Source organism: Nocardia acididurans (assembly GCF_016741815.1).
Taxonomy (GTDB): Bacteria; Actinomycetota; Actinomycetes; order Mycobacteriales; family Mycobacteriaceae; genus Nocardia; species Nocardia acididurans.
This window is the reverse complement of sequence record NZ_JAERRJ010000002.1, coordinates 136,625-150,166: the sequence shown is the minus strand read 5'-3', so window position 1 is coordinate 150,166 and position 13,542 is coordinate 136,625. Positions and strand designations below refer to the sequence as shown.

Genomic DNA, 13,542 nt, shown 5'->3' with positions numbered 1-13,542 from the left:
ACGCTATGGTCGCGCCGTCACACCACAGATCACCCGGCGGTGCGGTTCCCACGTAGTACTGGAGTACGGGGTCCGGATACACGTCTGCCCCGGGTAACCCCTCATCGGTTCCCGGAGCGGACGGTCGAATGGAACAGGAGAATCAGTCGACGGGCGCGCCCACGTCGACGCCACGGCCCGCGAGCCACGGAATCGGGTCGATCTGCGCGCCGGGCGCGGTGTGCACCTCGTAGTGCAGGTGCGGGCCGGTGGAGTAGCCGCGGCTGCCGACGGTGGCGATGGTGTCGCCCGCGCGCAGCTGCTGGCCCACCTGGACCAGGATGTCCTGCATGTGGCCGTAGACGCCGATGGTGCCGTCGTCCTGCTGGACGCGCACCCACAGGCCGAAGCCGGAGGCGGGACCGGCCTCGATCACGGTACCGTCGGTGACGGCCTTGATCGGCGCGCCGAAGCCGTCGCCGAAGTCGATGCCGGCGTGCATGGCGCCCCAGCGGATGCCGAAGCCGGAGGTGAGCGGACCGGCCACCGGGCGCACGGTCTTGGGACGGGCCTGTTCGATACCGAGGTTGCGCAGGAAGTCGGTGACCTCCGGCGGCACGAACTGCGGGATCTGCGCTTCCATCGGGGTGAAGGCGGTGAACTTCACGTCGGTCTGCGAGATATTTGCCGAGAGCTGCTCATTGGCGACACCCGCGGCGTCCTGGTCGGCAGCCGCGAGCACGCTCAGCGAGGCACCGACGACGGCGGTAACGGCCACTGCACGAGTTGCGGCCGTCCGGTACCGGCGGGTAGCGCGGCTTCGAGATAACGGAACGGTTACGGGCATGCATCGAACGTACGTGAGCCTGGTAGCAGGCCCGAAACCCTGTGACGACCGTCACGGTTTAGTAAAACCCCAGTTGATATGTCACGACTCGGTAACGACACGGGCGTAGTTTCGCAATGACGTTAGGAAATGGCCGTTGCCGGTGTATTGACCGACCGATAGGTAGGCGGGCACGCTATGTAAGTGCCCACTAACGGAGTGCGAGTGCTGAGCGCGCTCGCCGACCCCACCCGCCGCGCGGTTTTCGAGGCGCTGCCGCAGGGTCCCCGGTCGGTCGGCGACCTCGCCGCGACCCTCGGGGTCAGTAGTTCAGCAATCTCCCAGCACCTGAAAGTGCTGCGCGAAGCGCGACTGGTCATGGTCCGGCCCGCTGGAAACAAGCGGCTCTACTCCCTGGACCCGCGCGGCCTGGCCGATGCGCGCGACTATCTCGAACAGTTCTGGCCGAGCGCCATCGCCGCCTACTCCGCGGCCGTATCGAACGCGCGTGGCGACAATATGCCCTGACCGCTGTCCTGACGGTCGTTATCCGACGCGGCGAAAGGCCTGCTGCCCACGGCGATCCATCCCCGTCCCCGGCCACGGCCGCTTGCGCAGTTGCTTGTCGACCGCGTTGAGCACCTCGGGCACCCCGATACGTAGGAGACCGGCATCGGGCGTCTCGCCGTCGTGGTGACCGGTCTGACCCGCCCACAGCACCGCGTGCCGGCCGAGCAGATGCGGCGGCGGCCCGCTGCGACTGGGCGGCGTCGGCCCGAACAGCAGTACCGTGCGCGTGCCGAACGCCGTGGCGAGATGGGCGACCCCGGTATCCCCGCACACCACGAGCGCCGATTCGGCCACCGTCGCGGCGAGTTCGATGAGATTCTGATCCCCGGCCAGCACCCGATTCGGTGACAGCCCGGCGCGGGCCGCGACCCCGAAGGCGAGATCGCGTTCGCTCTCGTCACCTGTCAGTACCACTTCACGCCCCTGCACGAGCAGATGCCGCACCACGGCCGCGAATCGATCCGGCGGCCAGCGCCGCGCGGGCGATCCCGCGCCCACGTGCACGACCACACAGTCGCGATGGCTGGTGGTGGCCACCGGCGGCACCAATCCGAGATTGCGGCGGTCGGCGGTGATGCCATCGGTCTCGAGCAGATGACACCAGCGGTCCACATCGTGCATATCGGGTTCCCACTCCGGTCCGGGCAGGTCCGGAAAGGCGGGATTGCGATAGGTGAGAATCCGCTCGGGCTTCGTCTTCGCCAGTTGCACAATGCTTTCCGCGCCGGAGCCGTCCAGATTGACGCCGAGGGCGGGTGGTTCGCCATCCCAGCGCAGCGGGGCCGGGTCGGCGATGGGCAGCATTTCGTCGACCGAGGCGATGAGATCGACAATAGGTTTCAGGCGGTGGGGTGCTGCCAGCGCGATGTGGTCACCGGGCCGGGCCCGGCGCAACGCGCGCAGTGCGGGGACCGCGGTGAGAAGATCACCCAGTCCGCGTGCACGCAGCACGAGTACAACCGCCACCTGAGTTCTCCTAGCCGGTCTCACTGCCCATAACAGGAGGATCCTCCGCGCATTACGGGGCGCACTACGAGCAGGATCCTTGAGGTGGACTACCCGACGCGGGCGTTCATGAAACCAGCGTCCGCCCGGCAGCAGCGCTTTCCGGTACTACCGACTGTCGTTGCCGCGGCGGGATCCACTACCGTGTGCAGCCATGGACTTCGTCTACAACCTGGTGGTCGTGGCGCATCTGCTCGGTATGGCGGCGGTCGTCGGCGGCTACGCCGCCTCGCAGCCGCGGGTGTCGGAATTGATGGTGTGGGGTGCGCGGCTGCAGTTGCTCACCGGCCTCGCGCTGGCGGGTATGGCGTCGGCGATCGATTCCCTCGACAAGGAGCCCGACAATGCGAAGCTCGCGGTGAAGCTGGTGATCGCGGTGGCGGTCGCGGGCTTCGCCGAAGTGGGTCGCGCGGATGCCAAGCGCGGCAAGGCGGTCCCGTGGATGACGCACGCCGCGGGCGCGCTGGCCGTCGTCAATGTGTTCGTCGCCGCCCTCTGGCAGTGAGTTAGTTGCTGCCCTACGGCACTGAGTACGGTGCTGCCCTACGGCACTGAGTACGGTGCTGCCCTACGGCACTGAGTACGGTGCTGCCCTACGGCACTGAGTACGGTGCTGCCCTACGGCACTGAGTACGGTGCCGCCCTACGGCAGTGAGCCAGGTGCCGCCCAACGGCAGTGAGCCAGGTGCCGCCCAACGGCAGTGAGTTCGCTAGCCGCCCTTCGGCACTGAGTTCGCTAGCCGCCCTTCGGCACTGAGTACATTGCCGCCCGTCGGCACCGGTTCGCCGTACCTGACGCGCCGCGCCCGAACTCGGGCGCGGCGCGTTTCACTTGCCGGGGCGGGTGCGGTCAGCGGTCGCCGATGAGTTCGGCGGGCTGCGTCACCGCGTGCGGATCGGCGTGGCGGGCATAGGATTTCGCCAGTTCGGCGGCGACCACCGCGTGTCCGGCCATGGTGAGATGGATGAGGTCCGCGCTGAGCCAGTCCGCTCGGAGCCGGGCCGGATGCTCCCAGAATTCGGTGAGAATCGCATCGTGGCGGGCCGCGACCCGGCGCACGATATCGGCGAAGGCGGCGAAGCGCGGTCGCAGCGGCGTCATCCGGCCGGTGAAAGCATCGGCGAGGGTGAACATCGACAGCCGCGCCCCGGTGGAGGTCGCGCTCGCACACAGTTCGTCGAGATCGTGTTCCACCTCGGCGAGTTCGGCATTCCGCAGGAACAGGTCATTTCCCCCGCAGGTGACGTGCACCAGGTCCGGCCGGAACGCGTACAGCCGGTCGAGCTGCTCCGCACCCACTTCGGGGATGGTCGCACCCATGCGCCCGGTATTGAGATAGGCGGACTCCGGGTGCGCGTCCCGCAGCCAGCGACCCAGCCGATCCGCCCACGGCAGTGTCTCGTATCCCGGTGCCGGATCACCGGTTCCGGCCGCGGTCGAGTCGCCGATCACCGCGAACCTGCGCCAGGGCGTCTCGCGCAGCAGTGCGCGGGCGGCCGCGTCCGACAGCACGAGGGGATCGTTCGCCTCGGTGCGTGGCTCGCCGGTCGCGTGAATATCGTTGGTGGTCAAAGGTTCTCCTCGGATCGAGTGGGTACGGCGGCGAGTACCGCCGCGGCGACCGCGACGGCCGCGCAGAGGGTGAACAGGGTGTGGAAGGCGGCGAGCCCGTCGGTGGGATGGGCCGCGAACACGGCCGCCAGCATGGCCACGCCGAGCGCGCCGCCGGACTGCCGGGCCGTGAGATTCATTCCCACGCCCGCCGCGAAACGCTGCGGGGGAAGTGATTTCGCGGCCGCGGTGCCGAGCACGGTGAGGATGATGCCGATGCCGCCCCCGCCGAGAATGCCCGCGGGCACCCATGCCGTCCACAGCGCGGGCGTGGCATTCCAGATATCGGTGCTCATGTAGAAGGTGGAGGCCGCGAACATCAGCGCGCCCAGCACCCCGAGCCACCGCTGCCAGGAATCGGGTGCGCGCCCGGCGAGCACCGCCGTCACCATGGAGGCGATGGCGCCCACCGTCATGGCTCCCGCGGATTCGAGCACCGAGTACTGCCACACGGTGTCGAGCCACAGCGGTCCGGCCAGCAGCCAGGCGAAAATGGTCGCGCCGAACACGAAGGCGGTGGCATTGACCAGCGCGTACCGGTGACTGCGCCACAGCCCGACCGCGATGGCCGGGCGCGGGTGCCGTCGCGACCGCCACAGCGCCACGGCCAGCAGTGCCGGCCCGCCGAGCCCGGCGGCGAGGGTGCGCCCGTCGGCCCAGCTCCACTGCTGCCCCTGGGTGACCGCCGCGACCACGCCGCCGATGCCGAGCGCGGTCGCGGCGGTGCCGACCAGGTCGGGCAGTCCGCCGCCGTGCCGGACGTCGCCGGCGGCGAGCCGCAGCCCGAGCGCGACGAGCAGCGCCGCGATGGGCAGGTTGATCACGAAAACCGAACGCCAGCCGAACCATTCGACGAGTGCGCCGCCCACGGCCGGGCCGATCGTGGCGGCGAATCCACCGGCTGCCGTCCAGGCGGCCATGGCCACGCCGATGCGCGCCGGGGGAGTGACGCTCAGGACCAGGCCGAGCCCGGCCGGAATGAGAAAGGCCGCGGTCGCCCCCTGCAGGAAGCGTCCGATGATGAGCCATTCCGCGCCCGGCGCGATCGCGCACAGCAGGGAGGTCAGCGCGAATCCGGCCAGCGCGCCGAGGAATACGCGGCCGCGCCCCAGCGCGTCGGCGAGTTGCCCGGCCGGGGTGAGCAGCGCCGCGAAGGCCACGGCGTAGCCGCTGACCACCCAGGTCAGCGCACTGGCCGCGGTGCCGGGGAAGTCCCGGGTCATGGCGGGGAAGGCGATATTGACCACGGAGAGGTCGAGGAAGGCGACGAAGGCCGCGCCACAGGCGACCAGCAGTGCGCGCCGTGCCGCCGCGGCCGCCGCGCCGTCGGTCGGCGGAATGCTGAGCGGGACAGTCGAATCCGCGTCAGCCGCGCGCGCCGCGCTGGAGTCGGCCGGCGCGGTGTCGGGTGGAGTGGCTGCCGCGGTGTCGGGCGGCGGGGCGGGGGAGTGCGCGTGGTCGGTTCGCGCGGAGGTCTCTGTCATGTCGTGCTTTCGAGCGAAGGGCCGCGAAGGGAAGGAAACTGTACGTACGATCGTTCGTATTGTTGAAAAGTACGACCGATCGTGCGTTTTTGCAAGGCGTGATGCCAAGATGGAAGGGTGAGTGATCCCGTGCAGCTCTCTGACGAGCAGATTTCCGACCAGCGCCTGCTGAAGGGCGCGCGGGCGCGCGCCACGATCGCCCGGCACGCCGCGGACGTGGCCTCGGTGGAGGGTCTCACCGGCCTGAGCCTCGGCCGGCTCGCCGGCGATCTCGGGGTGAGCAAGAGCGGTGTCGCCACCCTGTTCGGCACCAAGGAGAATCTGCAACTGGCCGCCGTGCAATCCGCGCGCGAGGTGTTCATCGACTACGTGGCGCGCCCCGCCTTCGAATCACCGAAGGGGATGCCGCGGCTGCGCGCGCTCATCGCCAACTGGCTGAGCTATGTGGACGAGCCCGTCATGCCGGGTGGCTGCTTCCGGGTGGCCGGACTGGCCGAGTTCGACAGCCGTCCCGGACCGGTGCGCGATGCGCTCGCCGCCGATCGCGCGGACTGGTTCGCGTTGCTGGAGAAGGAGATCGGGCGCGCGCAGGAGCAGGGCTTCGTGCCGGGCCGGGACCCGCACGCGCTGGCCTTCCAGCTCGACGCCCTGGTGTCGAGCGCCAATACCGCCTCGCGCATGGGTGACGAGAGCGCGATTCCCACCGCGCGCGCCATCATCGACGCGCTCTTGGGTGCCGACGCGTAATCGCTTCACGCGCAATCAATTTCGCCGATCGATCGCCACTTTCCCGCCCCGGCGGCCGAGGTGCAACTTTGCACGCGATGCATGAATGCACGCTGGACACAGTTGGTTTCACGTGGATCGAGGCGCGTACATGATGAGCGCGACACCCGCCAGGCACACCAGTGCGCCGAGGACATCCCACCGATCGGGCCGGAATCCGTCCACCGCCATGCCCCACACCAGCGAGCCCGCGACGAAGACACCGCCGTAGGCGGCCAGAATCCGCCCGAAATTGGCATCGGGTTGCAGGGTCGCCACGAAGCCGTACAGTCCGAGCGCGATCACGCCCGCACCCATCCAGGCCCAGCCGCGATGTTCGCGCACCCCTTGCCAGATCAGCCACGCGCCGCCGATCTCGGCGCAGGCGGCCAGCCCGAACAGCAGGATCGAACGCAGCACGGTCATATCGGAAAACCCTACGGGCCGGGCCGGATCGCGCGTGACGCGGTCCGGCCCGACCCGAACGGATCAGCTCCCTGAGTCCTCGAACAGCTGCTGCCCGAGGTAGCGGCCCGATTGCGGAACGCCCGGCGGGATGGCGAAAACCGCTGATCCGACCGGTGTCGTCCACTGGTTGAGGGCATCGAAATCCGCGAGCCGCTGCTGCACGGGCAGATACTGCGCATCGACATCACGCTGATACGCCGCGAACAGCAGTCCCGAATTCGACACCGCCCCGGGTGCGGGCGCGTCGTCGTAGTTGTAGCCGCGCCGCAGGAACCGTTCACCGTCGGAGGTGTGATGCGCCCGCGCGACATGCGAGGAGGGCGGGATCACCGGAATGCCGTACTGGTCGACGGCCGCGAAATCCGGTTCGTCGAATTCCTGTGTGCCGGTGAGGGGTGCACCATTGGATACGCGCCGTCCGACGGTCAGCTCACGCCCGTCGTCGTCGAGCTCGTCCCAGGTATCCATATTGATGGCGATGCGGCGCAACACGATCGAGGTGCCGCCCGCCATCCAGGACCGGTTCGCGCCGTCGTCCCACACCAGTCGATCGAAATCGACTGTGCCCGGGGCGATATTGACCGTGCCGTCCACCTGGCCCATGAGATTGCGCATGGTCTGGCCCTTGGGCGCGTCGCGGAATCCGCGCTGCACCCATCGCACCGACACCAGCGATTTCACATGCTTGGACAGCACGCGCACCGCGTGCGACACCGTGGTGGCCTCGTCGGCGCACACCTGCAGCAGCAGGTCGCCGCCGGTGTAGGACTCCTCCAGCCGGTCGATCGAGAACGGCGGCAACTGTTTCAGCCAGTGCGGGCGGGCATGGGTCATGGCCGCCTTGGTGAACAGCTCCGGCCCGAATCCGACGGTGACGGTGAGCCGGGCGGGTCGCACCGCCAGTTCCTTCTCGGTATCGGCGAGTGCGGGAATGCCCTGGGTGAGCCGGGCCGCGTCATCGGTCCAGATCTTGAGCAGGCCGATGACATCGTCGCGATCGGTGCCGGGCAGCAGATCGAAGCCGACGAACGCGACGTGGCGCTGCGGTTCGGTGTCGATCCCGGCCTGATGCGGGCCGTAGAACGGCACCGTTTCCAGTCCGGCATCGCGATCGTGCTCACGATGGGTGAGAGTGGCCGCGCCCCAGCCGATTCCGGCCGCACCGGCGGCCCCGGCCACGGCCGCGCCGCCACCGAGCAGGCGTCGCCGCGACAGCCGGGCGGGATGCGGTGACTGCTGATCAGCCACCGTGCGCGGGACTTTCGGGGGCGGATTCGTAATTCTCCTTGCCACCGGCGAAGTCGCGCACCTGCGCGGTCACGGTGGCGGTGGAGCCGTCCGAGAAGGTCAGGGTGAGGGCCGTTTCCGCACCCGTGCGCAGCGGCTCCTTCAACCCCATGAACATCAGGTGATCCGCACCCGGCTTCAGCGTCGCCGACCCGTGCGCGGGAATGGTGAGCCCACCCTCCTTGGGGTGCATGGTCTTGTTGCCGTTGGCATCGGCGGTGACCTCGTGGATCTCCACGGTCGCCGAGGCCGGGCTGGTGGCGGCCACCAGCGTGACCGGGCGATCCCCGGTGTTCTCCAGCACGCCGAAGGCGGCGGACATCCCGCTGTCGGCGGCTTTGATCCACTGATCCTTCATGACCACCGAGGCGGCTGCGTCGGCCGGTGTCGCGGGCGTAGTGGAGGAGGAACAGGCCACGGGAAACACGGCCAGGGTCGCGAGGGCGGCGGCAGCGCCGAAACGCCGTACGACGCCACGCCGGGCGAGAACAGAACTGGACACGACAGACTCCGATCGTCGGATGAAGCGGTGAAACCTCGAACCGGAAGCTGAACCACGGTCGGCCACAGCATGTTTCGACGGCGCACGGCCGTCCCCGTCATGCCGGGAGGACCGAGCGCACGCGGTGTGCCGCGGTTCTATTCCGTTGCGAGGTGAGAAAACGGGCGCGTGCCGAAGGGTGGCCCACGCCGCGCGATCCCCGCACTCAGCCGCACACGGTGTAGCGTCGCCCGATCATCGGTGCCGGTGGTGCGCGCGGATCGCACGGCGGGCAGTGGTTCGAGTCCCAGCGCGAGCACGAACCGCCGGACACTCGTGACAGCCCGCCGCATCCCGGCCTCCGCGGCCCGGATGAGCAGCGCACCGACCGGAACGGCCACCGCGTGCGCCACCAGCATGGCGGTCGACGTCGTGTGATGGTGGTGGCCCGGCGACAGCGACAGCGCGGCGTGCCCGATGGCCTGCCCCGCCGCCAGCATGCCCATGACGGACACCAGTCCGTACCGCGGCCGGATCGAGGCCACCAGTACGCCGATCAACCCGCACGCCGCGAACAACAGCGCGAGCGCCGGACCCTCCGGTGCGGGGTTGCCTCCGCCCAGGCCGTGCGCGGCGACGGCGACCGCACCCGAAGCCGCGCCGACGGCAGCGCCGCGCAGGCGCGCGGTGTGATCCGTCGGTGAGCGCACCCGAACAGCTTAGTCGCGCCCGTCAGCCCGCTATTACCGGGCATACTTCGCACCCCGCGAGGTCGGGACCCGCGGCCGCGGCCCCGGCGCGGCGGCCCCGCCGTGACCGGCGTCTCCACAACATCTTCACAATCGGCGCGAACCATCTCCACTCGCACCTCATAGGGTCACCACCATGGAGTTGAGCCAGCAGCGCACCGGACGCCGGATTCTCGTGGTCGAGGATGAGCCGACCATCGCCGAATCCATCGCCGCCCGCCTGCGCGCGGAGGGGTTCACCGTGGATCTGGCACACGACGGTCCGGCCGCGGTGCGCGCGGCCGAATCCCTCGACCCGGATCTGGTGGTGCTGGATGTGATGCTGCCCGGTTTCGACGGTCTCGAGGTGTGCCGCCGCATCCAGGCCCGGCGGCCGCTGCCGGTGCTCATGCTGACCGCCCGCACCGACGAGACCGACATGCTGATCGGCCTCGGCGTCGGCGCCGACGACTACCTGACGAAACCGTTCTCCATGCGGGTGCTGACCGCCCGCGTGCACGCCCTGCTGCGGCGGGTCGAGCGCACCGCCGAGGCCGGGGCCGCCCTCACCGTCGGCGATCTGCGCATCGACATCGACCAGCGCCGGGTGTGGCGCGCCGGCGCCGAAACCCAGCTCACCCCACTGGAATTCGACCTCCTCGTCCATCTGGCCCGCCGCCCCCGCACCGTGCTGGCGCGGGAGCGACTGCTCAGCGAGGTGTGGGGCTGGGCCGACGCCTCCGGCACCCGCGCGGTCGACAGCCACGTGAAAGCCTTGCGCCGCAAGCTCGGCGCGGATCTCATCCGCACCGTGCACGGCGTCGGCTACGCCTTGGAATCGCGATGAGTGACGACCACGAGTCCGGACAGGGGAGCGCCGAGCGGCGCGATATCGCGTCCCTGGTGCGGCCGTACACCGATCGCCTGGCGGAATGGCTGCCGCGCCCGCTGGATCGGGTGCGTTTCATCAAGTTGAAGCTCGCGATTCTCATGGTCGGTTCCGGTGCGACGGCCTTCGGGTTCTTCGCGCTGCGCATCGGCTGGCTGCCGCCGCGCACCAGTATCGCCGCCACGCTCCTCGCCCTGATCACCTCGCAGTTCCTCGCGCACGGCATGACCCGTCCGCTGCGCGATATGACCGCGGCCGCCAAACGCATGGCACAGGGCGACTATTCGCATCGCGTCCGCGCCACCTCGCGCGACGAGGTCGGTCAGTTGGCGGAGGCGTTCAACCAGATGGCCGCCGACCTGGGCGCGGCCGATCAGCAGCGGCGTGAGTTCATCGCGAATGTCTCGCACGAATTGCGTACGCCCATCACGGCTTTGGGCGCGGTGCTGGAGAACCTCGTCGACGGCGTCTCCGAACCCGACCCGGCCACCCTGCGTACCGCGCTCGCGCAAACCGAGCGCCTGAGTCTGCTGGTGTCCGAACTCCTGGCGCTGTCGAGTGTCGAGGCGGGCGCGGTGCGGCTCGAGCGCGAGCACATGCCCGTGGAGCCACTGCTGAAGGAGGTGGTGGCCGAAGCGGAAGTCATGGCCGCCGCCATCGACCGTCAGGTCCGCTTCACCACCGATATCGTCACTCCCGATCTCACCGTGCACGCCGACCGCGCCCGCCTGCACCAGGTCCTGCTGAACCTGCTCGAGAACGCCACCCGGCACGGTCCGGCGCAGGGCGAGGTCCGCATCGTCGCCTGCGCCCTGCGCGGTGCGGTGATCATCGAAGTCCAGGACGACGGCCCCGGCATCCCGCCGTCCGAACGCGCCCGCGTCTTCGAACGTTTCACCCGTGGCGGACGCACCACCAGCGGCGGCACCGGCCTCGGCCTGGCCATCGCCCGCTGGATCGTCGAATTGCACGGCGGCACCATCGCCGTCGCCGACCCAGGCTCCAGAATCCGGGTAACCCTGCCCATCTCCTGATCCGAACCCGCACCCATCCGGCCCGGAGTACTCTGCGCTCCCGGGACGGTCCCGCCTACCCATCGGAGGCCCCGCATGACCGAAAACCCCAGCTCGACACCTGATCCGGTGCACCCGGACCCCGCGCCCGCCGCGCCCTCGCCCACCGTGGCACTCGGCCCGCAGGCCCCGGAGTGGTCGCGCGCCGGAGCGACAGCCGTCGCTCTCGCGCCACCGCCCGTGGTCCGCCCGCCCGCGCCGCCCTACCCGAATCAGCTTCCGCCCCAGACCATCCCACCCCGTTCCGAACGCATCCCGTTCCCGCGCGGCGCCCTCCTCGCAATCCTCGCCACCGGAGTGGCGGCCGCCGTCTTCGTTCCCGTCGACCGCCCCGGCATCGGCTGGCTCCTGGCGGGTCTGGTCGCGGTGGCGGCGGTGTGCGCGGTCGACCGCGTCGCTCGTCTCGGCACCACGGCAGCGAAGGCGCAGGGGGCCGTCGCTGCCGTGGACGCGACCGATCCGGGGGCGGCGGGGAGTGCCCCCGGTCCGGAATCCACGGGTGCCGTCGACAGGGCGAAAGCGGTTGGGGCGCAGACCGATACCGTCGCCTCGGCAGGGGCGAGCGCGGTGCCCGGCCCCGAGGCGATCGAGTCTGTCGTGGTGGGGGCTGCGGGCGCGCCCTCGGAACCGGAGTCCCCATCCGCCGCGGCGGCGTCGACCGCGCCGGAGGCGGAAACCGGTGCCGGGGAGTCGGATTCGTCGCGCGCGCTGGTGTGGGAGCGGGTGTGGTGGGCGGTTCTCACGCTGGCGCTGTTGAGCGTCGGGTGGTTTCGGGCCGCGCCGTGGCTGTTCGCGGCGTGCGCGGTGGGGGCGGCGGTGGCGGGGTCGCTGGCCGTGGTGGGCCGCCGGTCCGTGTACGGCATGGTGTTCGACGTGATGGCGGTGCCGTGTGCGGCGCTGATGGCGGTGCCGTGGGTGTATCGGGGCGTGGAGCGGGCGCGGGCGCGGCGGAGTCCGTCGGGGGCACATCGGGTGTGGTGGTCGGCGGCGGCGACGCTGGCGTTGCTGCTGGTGATCGTGCCGTTGCTGGCGGGCGCGGACGCGGTGTTCGCGCGGTTGGTGAGCGGTCTGGTGCCGCGGATGGACGGGGCGTCGGTGTGGCAGTGGGTGTTCCTGTTCCTGATGGGCGGGCTGGGGACGGCGGGCGCGCTGTATCTGCTGGCCGGTCCGCTGCGGGCCGCGATGGAGGGGGATTCCGGTGTGGCGCGGGTGATTTCGCGCCGGTTCACGCGTCCGGAGTGGGGTCTGCCGGTGGGTGCGCTGATCGTGGTGTTCGCGGCGTTCGTGGGCACGCAGCTGGCGGTGCTGTTCGGCGGTGACGAGTATGTGCAGCGCACCGCGGAGCTGACCTACGCCGAATACGCGCGTGGCGGTTTCTGGCAGCTGTCGATCGTGAGCCTGCTGACGCTCGGCGTGATTTGGATCGTATGGCAGGGCGCGGCGAAGGAATCCGCGCCCGATCGCCTGTGGTTGCGGATCGCGCTCGCCGCGGTGACCGGTCTGTCGCTGGTGATCGTGGTGTCGGCGGTGGGCCGGATGTGGCTCTACCAGCAGGCGTACGGTTTCACGGTACTGCGCCTGGTGGTCGCGGTGTTCGAGTTGTGGATCGGGTTCGTCTACCTGCTGGTGGCGGCGAGCCTGGCCCGGCTGGATCGCCGCTGGCCCGCCCGCGCGGCCCTGGGCGCCGGTCTGGCGACACTGTTCGTCCTGGCCGTGCTCAACCCGGAACGTCTTGTGGCCGAACGCAATATCGACCGCTGGCAGTCGGGCAAGTCCCTGGACACGGCATATCTGAGCAGGCTGTCCGCCGACGCGCTCCCCGCCGTCGACACTCTCCCGGATCCGCAGCGCGCCCAGATCGCCGGTCCGATCCGCGCCCGCCTGGAGCCGGATCCGTGGCAGGGCTGGAACCTCTCGCGCTCCTCGGCCCGCCGCTGACCGGGAGGCGCTACGTGCCGCGCTGCTCGGCCAGCAGCGCGGCCATCCGCCCGATCAGCTCGTATGGAATCGGCTTGTGCAGCGGGAATTTCAGCGTTCCCCTACCCGCCCGGTACGGCGCGATCGCCTCCTCGAACGCGGCGTCCCCGGCGGGCACCGGGTACACGCTGACATGCTGCTTCCAGCCCGCGAGGTACACCACCGCCCGCCCATCCACCCGGATGGTCGGAATCTGGTAGCTGATGTCCTCGGTCCCGTCCGGGACGGCCGCGTGCAGTGTCGCCCGGATTCGTTCGAGCACCGCGCGCACGTCGTCCGGGAATCCGGCCAGATAGTCGTCGACGGTCGTCACCTCTGCCACGCCTGCCACCTCTCCGCCTTCGGTCGGGCACCCGGCACTGCCGTGTCCCGACGGTACCGCGCGCGGTGAGTTCACG

The 13,542-nt window shown here is 70.1% G+C and carries 15 protein-coding genes; 6 read left to right on the top strand and 9 right to left on the bottom strand.

The window, feature by feature from the left end; translation table 11 throughout:
- Window positions 1–142: 142 nt before the first annotated feature.
- A complete protein-coding gene (locus JK358_RS05130; protein WP_307817307.1) occupies window positions 143–757 on the bottom strand; it encodes a M23 family metallopeptidase in 615 nt (204 codons plus the stop codon).
- Window positions 758–1,009: 252 nt separating this feature from the next.
- On the opposite strand from JK358_RS05130, the gene JK358_RS05125 reads away from it, so the two are divergent.
- Entirely contained in the window at window positions 1,010–1,333 is a 324-nt protein-coding gene (locus tag JK358_RS05125; RefSeq protein WP_201944205.1) for an ArsR/SmtB family transcription factor, read from the top strand.
- Window positions 1,334–1,351: 18 nt separating this feature from the next.
- Here JK358_RS05125 and JK358_RS05120 read toward each other — a convergent pair whose 3' ends face one another.
- The gene (locus JK358_RS05120) at window positions 1,352–2,341 is read right to left on the bottom strand and encodes a glycosyltransferase family 9 protein (protein WP_201944203.1); all 990 of its coding nucleotides are present in this window, start codon (window positions 2,339–2,341) and stop codon (window positions 1,352–1,354) included.
- Window positions 2,342–2,534: 193 nt separating this feature from the next.
- Here JK358_RS05120 and JK358_RS05115 point away from each other — a divergent pair, with 193 nt between their 5' ends.
- Window positions 2,535–2,885, top strand: coding sequence for a hypothetical protein (locus tag JK358_RS05115; protein WP_201944201.1), 351 nt, complete (start codon window positions 2,535–2,537; stop codon window positions 2,883–2,885).
- 345 nt (window positions 2,886–3,230) lie between these two features.
- Here the strand turns inward: JK358_RS05115 and JK358_RS05110 are convergent, their stop codons facing one another.
- Both JK358_RS05110 and JK358_RS05105 read right to left on the bottom strand, forming a co-directional pair.
- The gene (locus tag JK358_RS05110) at window positions 3,231–3,953 is read right to left on the bottom strand and encodes an SGNH/GDSL hydrolase family protein (protein ID WP_232850804.1); all 723 of its coding nucleotides are present in this window, start codon (window positions 3,951–3,953) and stop codon (window positions 3,231–3,233) included.
- Entirely contained in the window at window positions 3,950–5,476 is a 1,527-nt protein-coding gene (locus JK358_RS05105) for an MFS transporter (protein WP_201944199.1), read from the bottom strand. The genes JK358_RS05110 and JK358_RS05105 overlap by 4 nt, the downstream gene beginning before the upstream one ends.
- Before the next feature lie 117 nt (window positions 5,477–5,593).
- Between JK358_RS05105 and JK358_RS05100 the strand changes: the two genes are divergently transcribed.
- On the top strand, window positions 5,594–6,223 hold the full coding sequence (locus JK358_RS05100) for a TetR/AcrR family transcriptional regulator (protein WP_307817306.1): 630 nt from the start codon (window positions 5,594–5,596) through the stop codon (window positions 6,221–6,223).
- A 108-nt stretch (window positions 6,224–6,331) separates the two neighbouring features.
- Here JK358_RS05100 and JK358_RS05095 read toward each other — a convergent pair whose 3' ends face one another.
- From JK358_RS05095 to JK358_RS05080, 4 genes are all read right to left on the bottom strand, one after another.
- Window positions 6,332–6,667 (bottom strand): YnfA family protein, encoded by a 336-nt coding sequence (locus tag JK358_RS05095; protein WP_201944197.1) that lies wholly within the window; start codon window positions 6,665–6,667, stop codon window positions 6,332–6,334.
- Between the two features lie 63 nt (window positions 6,668–6,730).
- Window positions 6,731–7,957 carry a Dyp-type peroxidase gene (locus JK358_RS05090; protein ID WP_201944194.1) on the bottom strand — a complete coding sequence of 409 codons (1,227 nt, stop codon included), beginning with the start codon at window positions 7,955–7,957 and terminating at the stop codon, window positions 6,731–6,733.
- Entirely contained in the window at window positions 7,950–8,498 is a 549-nt protein-coding gene (locus JK358_RS05085; protein ID WP_201944192.1) for a copper chaperone PCu(A)C, read from the bottom strand. Before JK358_RS05085 ends, JK358_RS05090 begins: the two co-directional genes overlap by 8 nt.
- A gap of 137 nt (window positions 8,499–8,635) precedes the next feature.
- Complete coding sequence (locus JK358_RS05080) at window positions 8,636–9,187, bottom strand: hypothetical protein (RefSeq protein WP_201944190.1); 552 nt, start codon at window positions 9,185–9,187, stop codon at window positions 8,636–8,638.
- A gap of 175 nt (window positions 9,188–9,362) precedes the next feature.
- Here JK358_RS05080 and JK358_RS05075 point away from each other — a divergent pair, with 175 nt between their 5' ends.
- The 3 genes from JK358_RS05075 to JK358_RS38990 all read left to right on the top strand — a co-directional run bounded on the left by JK358_RS05075 (window position 9,363) and on the right by JK358_RS38990 (window position 13,105).
- Window positions 9,363–10,052 carry a response regulator gene (locus JK358_RS05075; protein ID WP_201944188.1) on the top strand — a complete coding sequence of 230 codons (690 nt, stop codon included), beginning with the start codon at window positions 9,363–9,365 and terminating at the stop codon, window positions 10,050–10,052.
- On the top strand, window positions 10,049–11,128 hold the full coding sequence (locus JK358_RS05070) for a HAMP domain-containing sensor histidine kinase (RefSeq protein ID WP_201944186.1): 1,080 nt from the start codon (window positions 10,049–10,051) through the stop codon (window positions 11,126–11,128). The genes JK358_RS05075 and JK358_RS05070 overlap by 4 nt, the downstream gene beginning before the upstream one ends.
- A 75-nt stretch (window positions 11,129–11,203) precedes the next feature.
- Window positions 11,204–13,105 carry a DUF4153 domain-containing protein gene (locus JK358_RS38990; protein ID WP_232850803.1) on the top strand — a complete coding sequence of 634 codons (1,902 nt, stop codon included), beginning with the start codon at window positions 11,204–11,206 and terminating at the stop codon, window positions 13,103–13,105.
- Between the two features lie 10 nt (window positions 13,106–13,115).
- On the opposite strand, the gene JK358_RS05060 is transcribed toward JK358_RS38990, so the two are convergent.
- Window positions 13,116–13,466: an iron chaperone gene (locus JK358_RS05060; RefSeq protein ID WP_201944179.1), complete on the bottom strand. Its 351-nt coding sequence runs from the start codon at window positions 13,464–13,466 to the stop codon at window positions 13,116–13,118.
- Between the last annotated feature and the right edge of the window lie 76 nt (window positions 13,467–13,542).